This is a genomic window from Tessaracoccus luoxuelianae (assembly GCF_054483915.1).
The window spans coordinates 389,299-404,440 of sequence record NZ_CM137013.1; the positions used below are offsets into that span (position 1 = coordinate 389,299).

12 protein-coding genes are annotated in these 15,142 nt (G+C 69.3%); 3 read left to right on the forward strand and 9 right to left on the reverse strand.

Annotated elements, in window-relative coordinates; genetic code table 11:
• The 3 genes from ACX1D1_RS01490 to ACX1D1_RS01500 are packed head-to-tail and all read right to left on the reverse strand — an operon-like array spanning position 1 to position 2,707.
• Positions 1 to 1,473, reverse strand: coding sequence for a multicopper oxidase family protein (locus tag ACX1D1_RS01490; RefSeq protein WP_459055640.1), 1,473 nt, complete (start codon positions 1,471 to 1,473; stop codon positions 1 to 3).
• Between the two features lies 1 nt (position 1,474).
• Positions 1,475 to 1,957 (reverse strand): hypothetical protein, encoded by a 483-nt coding sequence (locus tag ACX1D1_RS01495; RefSeq protein WP_459055641.1) that lies wholly within the window; start codon positions 1,955 to 1,957, stop codon positions 1,475 to 1,477.
• Between the two features lie 30 nt (positions 1,958 to 1,987).
• Complete coding sequence (locus tag ACX1D1_RS01500; RefSeq protein WP_459055642.1) at positions 1,988 to 2,707, reverse strand: hypothetical protein; 720 nt, start codon at positions 2,705 to 2,707, stop codon at positions 1,988 to 1,990.
• 204 nt (positions 2,708 to 2,911) lie between these two features.
• Here ACX1D1_RS01500 and ACX1D1_RS01505 point away from each other — a divergent pair, with 204 nt between their 5' ends.
• A complete protein-coding gene (locus tag ACX1D1_RS01505; protein WP_459055643.1) occupies positions 2,912 to 4,183 on the forward strand; it encodes a glycosyltransferase in 1,272 nt (423 codons plus the stop codon).
• A gap of 28 nt (positions 4,184 to 4,211) precedes the next feature.
• On the opposite strand, the gene ACX1D1_RS01510 is transcribed toward ACX1D1_RS01505, so the two are convergent.
• From ACX1D1_RS01510 to gyrB, 3 genes are read right to left on the reverse strand one after another with little or no spacing between them, the layout of a single operon-like run.
• Positions 4,212 to 5,072, reverse strand: coding sequence for a DUF3566 domain-containing protein (locus ACX1D1_RS01510; RefSeq protein ID WP_459055644.1), 861 nt, complete (start codon positions 5,070 to 5,072; stop codon positions 4,212 to 4,214).
• On the reverse strand, positions 5,065 to 7,689 hold the full coding sequence (gene gyrA, locus ACX1D1_RS01515) for a DNA gyrase subunit A (RefSeq protein ID WP_182781132.1): 2,625 nt from the start codon (positions 7,687 to 7,689) through the stop codon (positions 5,065 to 5,067). The genes ACX1D1_RS01510 and gyrA overlap by 8 nt, the downstream gene beginning before the upstream one ends.
• A gap of 50 nt (positions 7,690 to 7,739) precedes the next feature.
• Entirely contained in the window at positions 7,740 to 9,737 is a 1,998-nt protein-coding gene (gene gyrB / locus ACX1D1_RS01520; protein WP_182781881.1) for a DNA topoisomerase (ATP-hydrolyzing) subunit B, read from the reverse strand.
• A gap of 336 nt (positions 9,738 to 10,073) precedes the next feature.
• Between gyrB and ACX1D1_RS01525 the strand changes: the two genes are divergently transcribed.
• Positions 10,074 to 10,823 (forward strand): sulfite exporter TauE/SafE family protein, encoded by a 750-nt coding sequence (locus ACX1D1_RS01525; protein WP_182781131.1) that lies wholly within the window; start codon positions 10,074 to 10,076, stop codon positions 10,821 to 10,823.
• A 7-nt stretch (positions 10,824 to 10,830) separates the two neighbouring features.
• Here ACX1D1_RS01525 and ACX1D1_RS01530 read toward each other — a convergent pair whose 3' ends face one another.
• Complete coding sequence (locus ACX1D1_RS01530; protein WP_459055645.1) at positions 10,831 to 12,216, reverse strand: M23 family metallopeptidase; 1,386 nt, start codon at positions 12,214 to 12,216, stop codon at positions 10,831 to 10,833.
• 130 nt (positions 12,217 to 12,346) lie between these two features.
• Positions 12,347 to 12,982: an SIMPL domain-containing protein gene (locus ACX1D1_RS01535; RefSeq protein WP_459055646.1), complete on the reverse strand. Its 636-nt coding sequence runs from the start codon at positions 12,980 to 12,982 to the stop codon at positions 12,347 to 12,349.
• 136 nt (positions 12,983 to 13,118) lie between these two features.
• Here ACX1D1_RS01535 and ACX1D1_RS01540 point away from each other — a divergent pair, with 136 nt between their 5' ends.
• The gene (locus ACX1D1_RS01540) at positions 13,119 to 14,114 is read left to right on the forward strand and encodes an IS5 family transposase (protein ID WP_459055647.1); all 996 of its coding nucleotides are present in this window, start codon (positions 13,119 to 13,121) and stop codon (positions 14,112 to 14,114) included.
• 153 nt (positions 14,115 to 14,267) lie between these two features.
• Here the strand turns inward: ACX1D1_RS01540 and ACX1D1_RS01545 are convergent, their stop codons facing one another.
• Entirely contained in the window at positions 14,268 to 14,795 is a 528-nt protein-coding gene (locus ACX1D1_RS01545; RefSeq protein WP_182781128.1) for a DciA family protein, read from the reverse strand.
• Between the last annotated feature and the right edge of the window lie 347 nt (positions 14,796 to 15,142).

The following is a 15,142-nucleotide window of genomic DNA, read 5'->3' on the forward strand; positions in this document are numbered from 1 at the left end:
CTACTCGGGGTGGTTCCCGTGGTCTCCGCCCACCACGTAGGGGCTCCGGTATCCCTCGTAGGCGAGGTGGGTCATGAGTCCCTCCCGCGCGTGCGGGAGGTTGTGGCAGTGGTCCATCCAGATGCCCGGGTTGTCCGCCACCATTGCGAGTTCGTACGTCTCACCAGGCTCGACGTTCAGGGAGTCGACCAGCCAGGGCGAACCGGTGGCCCGGACGCCGTCGCGCGCGACCACGAGGAGGTGGTGGCCGTGCAGGTGCATGGGATGCACCTCGCCGCTTTCGTTCGACACCAGGAACCGGACGCGCTCGCCGGTGCGCACGATGAACATCGGCACGTCCGGGTAGAGGCCGCCGTTGATCGTCCACCACGAGCCCGGCCGGCCGTCGAGGAGCCCGAACCGGCGGCCGATCCGGTACTCGAACGTGCGGTCCGGCTGCCCCAGGTCCTGGACGGTTGGGTCGGGTGAGCCGTAGCTGAGTAGATCCACTAGCGCTCGAGGGGCCGGCGAGTGTGGCGCCGCGGTGTCGCCGAGCGAGACGGAGGCGCCGGCGAACTCCACCCGGGCGCCGCCCGTCGGCACCACGACCTGGAGGTCGGCGCGGCCCCCTGCGGTGACCACCAGCGACTCCCCCGTCACGGGATCCGGACGATTCACTGTGCGGCCGTCGATGGCAACGATGCGGTAGGAGGCCCCTGACACCCAGACCGGCATCGGGCCCGCATCCGTGTTGATCACCCGGACCCTGGCGGTGTCGCCGGGGCGCGCAGGGTGCGCGAACCCGCCCGGCCTCCCGTTGACGGTGCGCGTCCCGGCGTAGGCGTGCACCAGCGCGGTGACATCCACCACGGTCGGATCCGCCGTCGCGGCGTCCACCACGAGCGCCCCGAGCAACCCGCCGCTGACCTGCGGGTGGGACACCTGGTGCGAGTGGTACCAGTAGGTCCCCTCCTGGGCGACGAAGCGGTAGACGAACCGCTGCCCTGGTGCGATCGCGTCCTGGGTGACGCCGGCGACGCCGTCCATCGCGTTGGGCAGGTCGACGCCGTGCCAGTGCAGCGTCATCCCGTCGGCCACGTTCCCGTTCGTGGCATGGACCTCGACCAGTTCACCGGCCCGGGCCCGGATGGCGGGGCCCGGCGTCGTCCCGTTCAGGGTGAACCCGTCGAAGGGCTGAAGTCCTGGCAGCGTGACCCGCTCGGCCGTCGCGACCAGGTCGACGCGCACGTCCGCGGTACGATCCGGGTCTGGAACGAGAGTGCCGATGTCCACTCCGTCATGGGCGTGGCCGTGCGAGCTCGCCCCGGCCGGCTGCGGGCCGCCGCCGTAGTCCGGGTATCCCATCGAGGTCATGGAGTAGGTGTCCGGGAGCAGGCTGGCGGCCCACACCCAGGCGGAGGATCCGAGCACCAGCACCAGGACCCCGGCGCCGACAACCCGCCGCGACACCCGGGACGCCCTGGTGGTACTCACGTCACACCGCCACCGATCCCCTGGCGGTCGTCGGCGCGGCGACGCCAGGTGCCGCGACCGGCCTCCGCGCGTTACGCATGGCGGTCACCGCCGCCAGGAGCAGCAGCAGGGCGTTCAGGCCGTGGAAGATCGCCAACACTGCCATACCGTGCGCTGCGTACCCGAGGGTCATCTGAAGCGCGACGAGTCCGAGAACGATCGCGGCCCACGTGATGGCACGCGGGACCCTGGTGAAGAAGGACACCACCAGCAGCGCCAGGGCGATCGCCGGGATGACGATGCCGCCGTTCAGCCCGTGGATCATGAAGCCGATGGCCTCCGGGAACGGGAGCGGCCCTCCCGTGTCCTCCATCATCGACTTGTCCACGACCGCGCCGCCCATGATGTAGGCGCCGAGACCGGCGGAGACCCAGGCGTGTGAGGCGGCCTGCACGCCCACCAGGGCGGCGATGGTGCCCGCAAGAATGCGGTACGCGGTGATCATCTTCGGTCTTCCTTCCGTTACGCGGACGCCTCATGCGTCCGGCTGGTCATGGGTGGAGGTGCCCGTGCCGATGGCGCGGTGCAGGTGGCGGCCGAGGAGCACGAACCACAGGGGCCAGGCCAGCCAGACCGCGCCTCCGATGGCGAGTCCGGGGTACAGCAGAGCCTTGGCGGCAATCGAGCCCCCCGGGAGGAGGAACGAGGCGCCCGTTAGGGCAAGTCCAGCGATCAACCCGTACCCCACGGCGGCGCCTGTCATCCAGACGGAGCGCGGCATCCCGGGATCGCGCGACCAGGACGTGTTCAGCCAGGCCATCCAGGCCATCTGCAGAGCGATGGCCCCAATGGAGATGGCGGTGGACGGCTCGAAGGGCAGCACCCGGGCGACCAGGAGCACGCCGGAGGCCGCCGCCACCAGGCAGGCGCCCGTGATCAGTGTCACGAAGCCGCGCTGGCCGCGGGTCCTGGCGGCGCGCCGGCTGAGCCGTGGCACCAGCACGGCCAGCAGCACGTTGCCCGCCGCGCTCAGGAGGTCGTTGATCGGTCCCCAGGGCGCCGCGCTGCCGCCACGGGCGAGCGAGACGAACATGATGATGAGGAACGCCCCGGACGTCAGCATCACCACGCCAAGCGCCACGAGCCGTGCCGCGTCGCTCTGGTTGGGCTCAGGCGCCACGAACACGACAGTGACCTTCGGCTCGGTGCCGAGCCGGTCATCCTGCCCGGTGGCAGGTGCGGGTGTGCTGGACATCGACTGCTCCTTGTCTGACGGTGCTCCGGAGATCCCATTCTTCGGCGGGGATGTCCCGGGCGTCACGGGACAACCGTCCCGACCCGTCGGGATTCCTGCGGCGCGACGGCACCGTCCGCCAGCGCGGCCCGGATCGCCGTCGCGCGCTCCCGTCAGGTACCGTCGTGCCGCACGCCGCACGCCGCGGAACCCAGGAGGAACCCAGTGACCCGACCAAGCCGGAGGCTCGTCCTTGTTGTGCGAGCCGACCCCGTGATCTGTGGTCACGCCGGCGAGGCGCGCAACCTCGCCGAGGCGGCGCTCGACCACGGCTTCGACGATGTGCGCATCGTCAGCTGGCCGCTTGACCGGCTGATCGAGTCCGAGCTGCCGCTGAAGCCGCTGGACTCGATCTCCCCCTACCGGGAGGGGATCACGGTCGAGCGGCCCGAGCCGGTCGGCAACTACAAGATCCTCGACGGCCGCTACCTCGCAGGCCTGACCGGCCGGCTCTTCGAGCTCTTCACCGACGGCGTCCCCACCGTCTGCATGTCGCTGTACCTCACCCCCCATGCCGTGGCGGTCGACGATGCCCTGCGCGCGGCGCATCGCTCGGGGCTCCCGGTCCGGGTGGTCACGATCGCCGAGGCCGTCGGGTCGGACATCACCAACGTGGTCCGCAACTGCATCGAGTCCGGGCGCTACGGCGCGGCCGCTCACCTGCTCACGACCTACCTCGCCAACGACCTGTGCGTCGCCGTCTCGGCGTACACGCGCGACCTGATCGTCAGCGAGGCAGCCCTGTTGGACGCCGACCACGGCACCGACTTCGCCGAGCAGTGCCGCCGCAGGGTGGCGATCTCGTATCCGGCCATCAACGCCCGCCAATTCACCGACCTGGACCCGCACGGCACGGACGCCGCCCTCGCGGCCCGCGGCCTGTCGCGTGGGGGGTACGTCCTCTTCCTTTCGCGGCTCAGCCTGGCGAAGGGCGTCGACGATCTCATCGAGGGCTTCGGGCGCAGCGCCGCCAGCGAACGGGTCAGTCTCGTCATCGCCGGCAACGGCCCGGAGGCGCCACGGCTCCGCGAGCTGGCCGACCGGTCGCCGGTGGCCGGCCGGATCCTGTTCCTGAACGACGTCGACGACGACGAGAGGTCCCACCTGATGGCCGGGAGCGCGGCGTTCGTGCTGCCCAGCAAGCCCATCCCCGAGTTCGTCGAGACGTTCGGGATCGCGCTGGTGGAGAGCATGCTCGCCGGAGGCGGGCCCGTCATCACCACCACCACGGGTGGGATCGGCGAGGCGGTGGGCGACTGCGCCCTCTTCATCGGCGTGGAGGATCCCGACGGCATCGCGGCGGCCCTCGACCACGCGGTCCTGGTGATGACCGACGCCGAGCGCGCCGACCTGGCCGACCGTGCCCTCCGGCACGCGCTGCAGTTCGACCGCACCACCGTCTACGAGCGGCTGATCGCCCGCATCCCCGCCCCCTGACCATCACGAGCCAGGGGTGGGAGCGGGATCAGTCCTCGGCGAGCGTGATCTCCAGGCCGCCCATCACCGTGGCGGCAAGGTTGTACAGAAACGCGAACAGCGTGGCCACGGCCGTGATGATCACGACGTCGACCGCCGCCACCACCGTCGCGAACCCCAGCACGCGCGAGGCGCTGAGGAAGTCCCCAATGTTGAACGCCGTGTCCTGATCCCCGATGAGGGTGTTGATGAACGTGTTGGCGGACTCCAGGGCCCCGGACCCTGCGAGCACCGACCACAGCATGAACGCGGCCACCACCATCATCACGCCGAAGGCGATCGAGAACAGGAACGTGGTCTTCATCACGGACCACGGGTCGATCCGCGACAGCCTCAGCCGCGCCTTCCGGGTCCGACGGCTCGGGTGCGCGGTCCGCGCCTCGGCCTCAGCGGGGAGAGTGCTCGCCACGGGTACGAAGGTGGCGGCGCGCGACGGGGTGGTCACCGCGCCAGGGGACCCACCGGGTACACCAGGCCCCTCGCCCGGGGCCGCCGCGGGCTTGGGCGTCACCGCGACCTTCGCCTTCGCCGCCCACTCCTGGGCGACACGGGCCGCACGCCCGGCCACTGCCGGAATGGTGCGGGTCTGGTCTGCAGCCTCCGCCTGCGGGGCGGCCGAGGCCGGCTCCGAAGGGGCATTCACGGGGGCGGGCGAGAACGAAGGCCCGGACGTCGGGGACGCCGGCGTGCCCGACGACGGGGCGCTGGACGCATGCGTCGGCCCGTCACCGTTGATCACCGGCACCGCCGGGCTGGCGGGCGCGGGTGCGTCCGACGGCGCTCGGTGCGGAGAGAAGTCGAGGCCGGAGGCCCCGGAGGCGGATGGCCAGCGCGGCGAGTTCTCACTCATCGGCGCCCTCCTCGCTGTTCGGCTCCTGCTCCGCCTGGCTGGCGGTGCTGACATCTACCGTACTCTCTGCAGCGTCCTCGGCACCCTCGTCCAACTCCGCGTCCTGGTCTGCCGGGGCGTCCTCCAGCTCAACCTCGGACTCGGGGTAGAGCGCGATGGCCCCCACCGAGTCGTCGCCCTTGACGCCGACGAACTTCACACCCATGGTGTCTCTGCCCTTGACAGGGACATCGGCCACCGCCGAGCGGGTCACCTGGCCGGAGACCTTGATCGCCAGCACCTCGTCGGCCTCGCCCACGATGAGGCCGCCCACGAGCGAGCCGCGATCCTCGTTGAGGCGCATCGCCTTGATGCCCAGCCCGCCGCGACCCTGCTGCCGGTACGAGTCCACCGGGGTGCGCTTGGCGAACCCGCCGTCGGTCACCGTGAACACGAACTGGCCCTCAAGGTCGTCATCTGCCCGGAGCACCGCCATGGACAGCAGCTCGTCGCCGGAGCGGAACTTCATGCCCGTCACGCCGGAGGTGGCCCGGCCCATCGGCCGCAGCTGCGAATCGTCGGCCTGGAAGCGGATCGCCTGACCCTTGCGCGAGATCAGCAGCACGTCGTCGCTGGCGCTCACCAGGGAGGCGCCGATCAGCTCGTCGGTCTCCTCACGGAAGTTGATGGCGATCACGCCGGCCTGCCGCGGCGAGTCATAGGTCTTGAGGTCGGTCTTCTTCACCAGCCCGTGCTTGGTGGCCAGCAGCAGGTACTCGGCGTCCTCGTAGCCGCGGATGGCCAGCACCTGCGCGATCTTCTCCTCGGGCAGGAAGCTGAGCAGGCCGGCCACGTGCCCGCCCTTCGCGTCTCGGCCCGCCTCTGGCAGCTGCCACGCCTTGGCGCGGTAGACGCGCCCGAAGTTGGTGAAGAACAGCAGCCACTGGTGGTTGGTGGTCATGAAGAGGTGCTGCACCTCGTCGTCGGCCCGGAGGGTGGCGCCGCGCACGCCCTTGCCGCCGCGCTTCTGCACCCGGTACTGGTCCGCACGGGTGCGCTTGGCGTAGCCGCCGTGGGTGATGGTGACCACCACGTCCTCGTCGGGGATGAAGTCCTCGTCGGAGAAGTCACCGTCCGCCGCGACGATCCGGGTGCGGCGATCGTCGCCGTACTTGTCGACGATCTCCTGCAGCTCGGTGGCGATGATGGCGCGCTGGCGCTCCTCGTTGGCGAGGATGTCCTTGAGGTCCTGGATCTTGGCCTCCAGCACCAGCAGGTGGTCGATGATCTTCTGCCGCTCGAGCGCGGCCAGACGGCGCAGCTGCATGTCCAGGATGGCGGTGGCCTGCAGCTGGTCGATGTCCAGCAGGTCCATCAGGCCCTCGCGGGCCTCCTCGGTGTTCGGGGAGCGACGGATGAGCGCGATCACCTCGTCGAGGGCGTCGAGTGCCTTGACCAGGCCGCGGTAGATGTGGGCCTGCTTCTCGGCGTCGTCGAGCTGGTACTGCGTACGGCGACGGATGACCTCGAGCTGGTGCTTGATCCACAGCGAGATGAACTGGTCCAGGCGCAGGGTGCGGGGCACCTCGTCGACGATGGCCAGCATGTTGCAGCCGAACGTGTCCTGCAGCGACGTGTGCTTGTACAGGTTGTTCATCACGACGCGCGGCTGGGCGTCGCGCTTGAGCACGATGACGAGGCGCTGGCCGGTGCGGGCGGAGGTGTCGTCGCGGATGTCCGCGATGCCGGTGAGCTTGCCGGCGTTGACCAGGTCCGCGATCCGCTGGGCGAGCGCGTCGGGGTTGCACATGTAGGGCAGCTCGTTGATGACGAGCAGCTGGCGACCCTTCGGGTCCTCCTCCATGTTGATCACCGCGCGCATGGTGACCGACCCGCGACCGGTGCGGTACGCCTCTTCGATCCCGCTGCGGCCGACGATGAGGGCGCCGCCCGGGAAGTCGGGGCCCTGAATGCGGTGCATGGCCGCGTCGAGGAGTTCCTCGCGGGTGGCCTGCGGGTGCGACAGCGCCCACTGCACGGCGTCGTTGACCTCGCGCAGGTTGTGGCTGGGGATGTTGGTGGCCATGCCGACGGCGATGCCGGTGGACCCGTTGACCAGCAGGTTCGGGAACCGGGCCGGCAGGACCACCGGCTCCTGCTCACGGTTGTCGTAGTTGGGGCGGAAATCGACGGTGTTCTGCTCGATCTCGCGCACCATCTCGGCCGCGGGGTTGGCCAGCTTGCACTCGGTGTACCGCATGGCCGCGGCCTTGTCGTTGCCCTGGGAGCCGAAGTTGCCCTGCCCTGTGACCAGCGGCAGGCGCATCGCCCACGGCTGCGCGAGGCGCACGAGGGTGTCGTAGATGGCCGTGTCACCGTGGGGGTGATACAGGCCCATGACCTCGCCGACCACGCGGGAACACTTGTTCCAGCCGCGATCCGGGCGGTAGCCGCCGTCCCACATCGCGTACAGGACGCGCCGGTGGACCGGCTTCAGCCCGTCGCGCACATCCGGCAGGGCGCGCCCGACGATGACGCTCATCGCGTAGTCCAGGTAGGAGCGCTGGATCTCCACCTGCAGGTCGATGGGGTCCACCCGGCCGAATGCCGGGGGGGTCAGGGTGCCGTCGTCAGCCATCAGTTCTCAAACCTTCCGAAAATCCACAAACTCTGGGGGGGTGGCGCTGCTCAGATATCGAGGAAGCGCACGTCGCGCGCGTTGCGCTGGATGAACGTGCGGCGCTGCTCGACGTCCTCGCCCATCAGGATCGAGAACATCTGATCCGCCATGGCCGCGTCCTCGATGGTGACCTGCAGCAGGATCCGCTTCTCCGGATCCATCGTGGTGTCCCACAGATCATCTGCGTTCATCTCACCCAGGCCCTTGTAGCGCTGGATGGGGTTGACCTGGGGGAGTTTCTTGCCCTCGGCCAGACCCTTCTCCCGGAGTCCGTCGCGTTCGGTGTCGCCGTAGGCCAGTTCGTGCGCGGCGTTGGTCCACCGCAGCCTGAACAGCGGCGGCTGGGCCAGGTACACGTGGCCGGCCTCGATGAGGGGCCGCATGAACCGGAACAGCAGCGTGAGCAGCAGGGTGCGGATGTGGGCGCCGTCGACGTCCGCGTCCGCCATCAGGACGAGCTTGTGGTAGCGCAGCTTGTCCAGGTTGAAGTCCTCCTGCATGCCGGCGCCGAGGGCGTTGATGATCGCCTCGACCTCCTTGTTGGCGAGGATGCGGTCGATGCGGGCCTTCTCCACGTTGAGGATCTTGCCGCGGATGGGGAGGATGGCCTGGGTGCGGGGGTCGCGGCCGCCTCGGGCCGAACCGCCGGCCGAGTCGCCCTCGACGATGAACAGCTCGCACTCGCTGGGGTCCGTGGACTGGCAGTCCACCAGCTTGCCCGGCAGACCCGAGCCGCCGAGCAGCCCCTTGCGGGAGCGGGCCATGTCACGCGCCTTGCGGGCGGCGATGCGGGCCGCGGCCGCGGACTGCGACTTGCGGACGATGTCCTTGCCCTCGGCCGGGTTGCGCTCGAACCAGTCACCCAGGCGGTCGTTGAGGACGCGCTGCACGAACGACTTGGCCTCGGTGTTGCCCAGCTTGGTTTTGGTCTGACCCTCGAACTGCGGCTCGGACACCTTGATCGAGACGATGGCGGTGAGGCCCTCGCGGATGTCGTCGCCGGCCACGCGGTCCTCGCGCTTCTTGATCAACCCCCAGGATTCGCCCCAGCGGTTGACCGTGTTGGTCAACGCCGCACGGAAGCCCTCCTCGTGGGTGCCGCCCTCGTGCGTGTTGATGGTGTTGGCGAACGTGTAGACGCTGCTGGTGTAGGACGTGTTCCACTGCATCGCGATCTCCACACCCATGCCCTGGTCCGGGGCGTGCGCCTCGACGGCGATCACGGTGGGGTGGATGGCGTCTTTGCCGGAGGACAGGTACTTGACGTAGTCGGTGAGGCCGTCGGCGTACTGGAATTCGTCGTAAGGGGTGTCGGTCTCCCCCTCGTCGCCGGTGGCCACCTGCCGGTCCGCGCGCAGGTCGATCAGTGAGATGCGCAGGCCCTTGTTGAGGAAGGCCATCTCGCGGAAGCGGGTGGCGAGCGTGTCGTAGTTGTAGCGGGTGGTCTCGAAGATCTCGTTCGAGGCATAGAACGTGATGGTGGTGCCGGTCTCGGCCGACTCCTCCAGGCGCTCCAACTCGGTCACCGGGACACCGAGATGGAAGGTCTGCTGCCAGCGGTAGCCGTCTCGGGTGACCTCGACGATCAGCTTGTCCGACAGCGCGTTGACGACGGAGGAGCCCACGCCGTGAAGGCCGCCGGAGACCTTGTAGCCGCCCTCGCCGAACTTGCCGCCGGCGTGCAGCACCGTCAGCACCAGCGTGACGGTGGGGATCTTCTCGATCGGGTGCTCCTTGACGGGAATACCGCGGCCGTTGTCCTTGACCCGGACCCCGCCGTCGTCCAGGAGCTCGACGTCGATGGAATCGCAGTAGCCCGCGAGGGCCTCGTCCACAGAGTTGTCCACAATCTCGTAGACAAGGTGGTGCAGCCCGCGCTCGCCGGTGGAGCCGATGTACATGCCCGGGCGCTTGCGGACCGCCTCGAGGCCCTCCAGGACCGAGATCTGATCCGCGTCGTAGAGCCCGGTGACCGTGTTGTCCGCTGAGTCCTGCAAGCCCTCCATGCGCTCACTCAGATTGAAGTCCTCGTCCACCTGCACGTCGTCCGTCACAAAAGCTCCTGTCCACACAAACGGGCGCCGGGCTGGCCGGCGCCGTTGATCGTGCCAATTCTACCGTGTCCGGGCACAAAACCGGACATCGACGGGGGGTCAATGCCGCCTGAAACGGGCCCAGGGCACGATTGGCGCCGATCATGGGGGCAGACGCAAGGTCCCCTATCCATCCGGAGCCGGTAGCGCGGCAAATCGCCGGGAATGGGGCGGGTGGTCGGAGGGTCGATGCATTGGGACGACGGCGGGGCGGTGGAGTAGCCTTCCCGCGACAGAGGGAGTCCCAGCATGGAGTGGACGTGGATCGCGGCGGCAGCGGCTGCCCTCATCATCGGCATCGCCAAAACCAGCTTCGGCGGCCTCGGCTCCCTCGCCGTCGCGCTGCTCGCTCTGGCGCTGCCCACCAAGGAGTCCACCGCCGCCGCACTGCTGCTCCTCATCACCGGCGACATCATCGGCGTGCTGCGCTACCGCCGCTCCGCCGACTGGTCGCTGCTCAAGGCACTCCTGCCCTCGGTCGTGCCCGGAATCCTGCTCGGCGCCCTGTTCATCCAGTTCGTCGACGACCTGGTGCTGCGCCGATCGATCGGCGCCATCCTGCTCGTCTCGGTGCTGCTCCAACTCGTCTTGTCGACCCTGGCCCGACGGCGCGCCCCGGACCCCACCGTCGACGACGGGCCTCCGCATCGGGCGCTGACGATGGGCGCGGGTGTCGCGGCGGGGTTCACGACGATGGCCGCCAACGCCGCTGGACCGGTGATGGCGGTCTACCTCCAGCTGGCGAAGGTGGAGAAGATGCGCTTCCTCGGCACCTCAGCGTGGTTCTACTTCATCGTCAACGTGGCGAAGACGCCCTTGACCGCATCACTCGGATTGTTCACGCCGCAGGTGATGCTCACCGTCGCGTGGGGAATCCCGGTGGTCCTCTTCGGCACGGTGATCGGGGTGGCGCTGATCCACCGCGTGCCACAGAGGACGTTCGACGTGGTGACGCTGCTCACCTCGATCATCGCGGCCGGAGCGCTGCTGATCATCTGACCGGGCGTCACGGCGTAGCTGAGGCGTCCTCGCTGGGCGGGGGCGGTGCATCCGTGGTGGGTTCAGGATCTGCCGGGGGCGGCGGAGGTGGCTCCGGTTCAGGCTCCGGTTCTGGTTCGGGCTCAGGCGCCGGCGGCGGTGGCGGCGGTGGCGGTGGCGGCGGTGGCGGCGGTGACTCCGTCGTGGGGTCCGGCTCTGGAGCCTGGGTGGTGGGCTCGGGAGCTGGGGCCTCGGACGAGGGATCCGGCGCCGTGGACGACGGAGGCGGCGTGCTCTCCGACTCGGTGGCCGAGGGGAGGGGCGAGGTGTCGCTGGGCGATGGTTCGCTTGTGCTGGGGGTGGACGACTCGCTCGCACTCGGAGAATCGCTCGCACTAGGCGAATCGCTGGGGCTGATCGACGGGCTGGGGCTCGCCGACGCCCACGGGCTGAGGCTCGTCGACGGGCTCACGCTCGGGGACGGGCTCGGCTCCCCGGTCAGGCTCGCGATGAGGCTGTCCCACACGCTCTGGGTGGGAACCTCGCTGGCCTCGGCGCTGGGCGACAGGCCCAGGACGAGGCTGGGCGTGGTGGAGGAGCCGTCAACGTCGAGGAAGGCGATGTCCCTCAGGTCCACCCGTGTGGGCTGGCCGTTCAGCCACGGCTCCGGGTCCGTGAACCGGCCGTTGACGATCACCTCGAAATGCAGGTGACAACCGGTGGAGTAGCCGGTGTTGCCCACGCGGCCCACGCCGTCGAGGGCGTCGACCTGCTGCCCCACCCTCACACCGATGGCGGAGAGATGGTTGTAGGTGGTGACCACGCGGTAGCCGGCGAGCATGCCGTGGTCGATCTTGACCTGGACGCCGTTCCCGCCGGCCCAGCCTGCTGAGACAACGCGCCCGGCCGCGGCCGCGCCGACGGGGGTGCCGCACGGGGCTGCGAAGTCCAGGCCGGTGTGCAGCTTCCAGACGCGAAGGATGGGGTGGTAGCGCATCCCGAACACCGACGTCCGGCGCCCGTTGACGGGCATCGAGAGGAGGTCGCCGCCTGCCTTCTCGCCCACGGACCCGAGGGCCGTCTCCTCCGGGATGGTCTCCGGCTCTGGCGGTGGCGGAGCCTCGGCGGGCCTGGGTCCATCCAGCGGGACGATCTGCGGAGTAGGGGCGCTGAACGGGTCGAAGCTGCCGGGGGCCTCGTCGAACGACCAGCCTTCGAGGCGGTAGCCCAGCGGACTCGACGGCGAGGCCGTCGACGTGGGATAGGTGACCGGGCCGGGCGCCACCAGCATCACCGGCGGGACCGGGACGGCCTCAATGGCCGTCAGCGGTTCCTGCCCATACGTGACGGCTCCTCCAACCAGGGCCGCCGAGATCGCAGCAGCGATCACCGACGACAGCCCTCGAAGCTTCATCCAGTCCCCCGATACCGGTTAGCTCATACCCACCCCATCGAATCACGACGAGCGCCGGATGGGAAGGACATGGAGCACTGGGTCTTGAAGTGAATTCGCGCCCGGCGTGTCGCGGCTGCCCTCGTCGAGCCTAGGCCGCGGTGAATTCGATGGTCAGGCTCACGGAGATCTCGATGTCCTGAGGGTCCAGATCGATCGACGGCGCCGAGTCCATCATCTCCCGCGAGGCCTTCCTGGCAAACGCCAACGGCACGATCCCGCCACCCTGGTCCTGCACCGCCACCGCTTCGACGCCTCCCCGGCGCGCCGCCGTCGAGATCCATTCGGCACGACGGTGGGCATCGTCGAACGCATCGGCAAGGGCCCTGGGCTGCACCTCGGCGAGCGTGGAGTCACGGAGTCGCCAGTCCAGCCAGCCCACCTGCACCCCGGGTGTCGCGGCGAGGGTGCCGAGGATGTCACCGAGGGCGGCGAGATCGTCGACGATGAAGGAGCCGCGGACCTCCGCGGTGTGCTGGGGCGCCTGGGGCTGCCCGCGGGTGTTGAGCGGAGTCGAGGTCCACGTGCGGAGGCTGGTGAGCTTGACGTCGCGAACCACCCCTGAGGCGAGGGGCTGCTCGAGTTGTGCCCGGACGCGATCCGTCAGGCCGGCCGTGTCCGCGACGACGGAGTCGCGGTCCGGGCCGGTGAAGCCGACTGTCACGTTGACCGCGACGCACTCCGCCGGGAGCGTGATCCGGCTGGTGCCGGTGACTGTGATGCGCATGCGCCCCAGCTTAGGGAAACGCTGATTAATCGGCGAGCCTGGGATTTGATGGGCCGGCCTGGTCTGTCGGGGTGGATGGTTGATCAGTGGGTGTTGAGCCGGGTCAATGACGTGTTGGCTAGGTAGAATGCTGGTTGTGGATGAGTTGCAGCCGAGTCTTTCAGAAGTCGAGTACGGCCAGCGTCGCCGGGTCCCGAAGCGGGAGGAGTTCCTCCGGAAGATGGACGCGGTGGTGCCGTGGGCGGACTGGGTCCAGCTGATCGAGCCGTACTACTACAACAAGACCCGCGGCAGGCGGCCGATACCCCTTGAGACGATGCTGCGGATGTACCTGCAGGTGTGGTTCCACCTCTCCGACGAAGGCGTGGAGGACCAGATCAACGACTCGTACGCGATGCGGAAGTTCATGGGTGTGGACTTCGCTACCCGGCAGGTCCCCGACGCCACGACCCTGCTGCATTTTCGGCACCTGCTGGAGGAGCACCAGCTGGGTGAGGCGATGTTCACCGCACTGAACGCCCGGCTGGACGCCGACGGTCTGGTCATGCGTGGCGGCAGCATCGTGGACGCCACGATCATCGCCGCACCTTCCTCGACGAAGAACACCACCGGCACCCGGGATCCGGAGATGCGTCAGACCAGGAAGGGCAACCAGTGGTACTTCGGGATGAAGGCCCACGCCGGGGTGGATGCCGGCACGGGCCTGGTCCACTCGGTGAGCGTGACAGGAGCCAACGTGCATGATCTGGACGAGATCACCCACCTGGTTCGGGCCGATGACCAGGTCGTCTACGCAGACGCCGGCTACCAGGGGGCCGCGAAACGCCCCGAGATCGTCGGCGACGAGCACCTGGCAGGCGTCGAGTGGAGGATCGCTGCCCGCAAAGGCGTGTTGAAGGCGATGCACCCTCACGAGCAGCTACTGGAGTCCAGGAAGGCGTCGGTACGCGCGAAAGTAGAGCATGTGTTCCTGATCGTGAAGCGGGACTTCGGGCTGGTCAAGACCCGCTACCGCGGTCTGGCGAAGAACCTGAACCAGCTCCAGGTAGCGATGGCCTCGGCGAACCTGCTGATGCTGGCCCGCGCGACCACGATCGAGACCAGACTCAAGACCGCGGTCGCGACCGGGTAGCCCTGGCGGAAGCCTGCCCGGAACCGGCCCGAAGCCCCCAAGCACTAGGGGCCGAAGGCCAGAAGGAACCACTCCGGGGCGACCGAAGCCTCACAGACCAGACTCAGCCGATCTCCAGCCCAGTAGCGCCATTCATCAGCACTTCCCTAGGTCTCAGCCGTAGGTGTCGCGGGGGCCGCGGCCCTGGACCGAGCGGAGGCCCTTCTTCCAGCTCGGTGGCCTCGGCCCGCGGAACTCCACCCGCAGCACGGTCTGCTCGCCCAGCGCGCGATTGAGGCGCGCCACGATCTGCGACGCCGCGTACTTCATGGCGGCGGCCCACGCCGTGGAGTCGCAGTCCACGATCAGCACCCCGTCGGCGTAGTTGACGGGCGTGGAGTGTTGGGCGTTGGACTCCCCCACCAGCTCGGGCCACCGCCGCAGCACCATCGAGAGGCTGATCCGGCGTTGCCAGCCGCGCGCCTGGATGACGGTGTTGAGGACGTCGCCGACGCGTTGGGGGTCGCGGTCGTCTGGGTGGGCGCCGGAGCGCTGCTGCTCCATCGGGCGCTGCCGGCGTCGCGGGGTCTTCGGAGGCGACGGTTCCGGGAGCACCACGCCGTAGGCGGCGGACTCGACGGCGGCGCGGGCGATCTCGGAGGCGAGGTCGAGCCCCGTCGGGTCGTGCGCCTCCTCGCTCATGCCGCCGACATTACCCGCCCCCGCCGTCGGTGCGGGGAGTCGGGAGTCGAGGCACGGGCGGCCCTGGCGAGAGCCTGCCCGGGCGGGACGCCAGTCTCGTGACCCTCAGGCTGGGCACCCCGACGCAGAGCCGCCCTACCGTCCCCCACCCTCGCGCCCAACTCGCGTGCCGCGACTCCCGCCGCTTGCCTCACCGTCACTTCTGGTGCCGTAGTCGACACCAGAAGTGACACCCAGCCAACCATGCCGTTGGTCGAAGACTCAGGAGGACGCGACGAGACAGAAGGGCGGTGGGTGGTGGGGGCCGGGGCAGGTTGGGTGGGCGTTGATGACGGCGTGGCAGCGCG

Excerpts from the sequence above, each read along its gene's own strand:
- ACX1D1_RS01495 (WP_459055641.1), bottom strand. The coding sequence starts at position 1,957 with ATGATCACCGCGTACCGCATTCTTGCGGGCACCATCGCCGCCCTGGTG.
- ACX1D1_RS01500 (WP_459055642.1), bottom strand. The coding sequence starts at position 2,707 with ATGTCCAGCACACCCGCACCTGCCACCGGGCAGGATGACCGGCTCGGC.
- ACX1D1_RS01510 (WP_459055644.1), bottom strand. The coding sequence starts at position 5,072 with ATGAGTGAGAACTCGCCGCGCTGGCCATCCGCCTCCGGGGCCTCCGGC.
- gyrA (WP_182781132.1), bottom strand. The coding sequence starts at position 7,689 with ATGGCTGACGACGGCACCCTGACCCCCCCGGCATTCGGCCGGGTGGAC.
- gyrB (WP_182781881.1), bottom strand. The coding sequence starts at position 9,737 with ATGGAGGGCTTGCAGGACTCAGCGGACAACACGGTCACCGGGCTCTAC.
- ACX1D1_RS01525 (WP_182781131.1), top strand. The coding sequence starts at position 10,074 with ATGGAGTGGACGTGGATCGCGGCGGCAGCGGCTGCCCTCATCATCGGC.
- ACX1D1_RS01530 (WP_459055645.1), bottom strand. The coding sequence starts at position 12,216 with ATGAAGCTTCGAGGGCTGTCGTCGGTGATCGCTGCTGCGATCTCGGCG.
- ACX1D1_RS01535 (WP_459055646.1), bottom strand. The coding sequence starts at position 12,982 with ATGCGCATCACAGTCACCGGCACCAGCCGGATCACGCTCCCGGCGGAG.
- ACX1D1_RS01545 (WP_182781128.1), bottom strand. The coding sequence starts at position 14,795 with ATGAGCGAGGAGGCGCACGACCCGACGGGGCTCGACCTCGCCTCCGAG.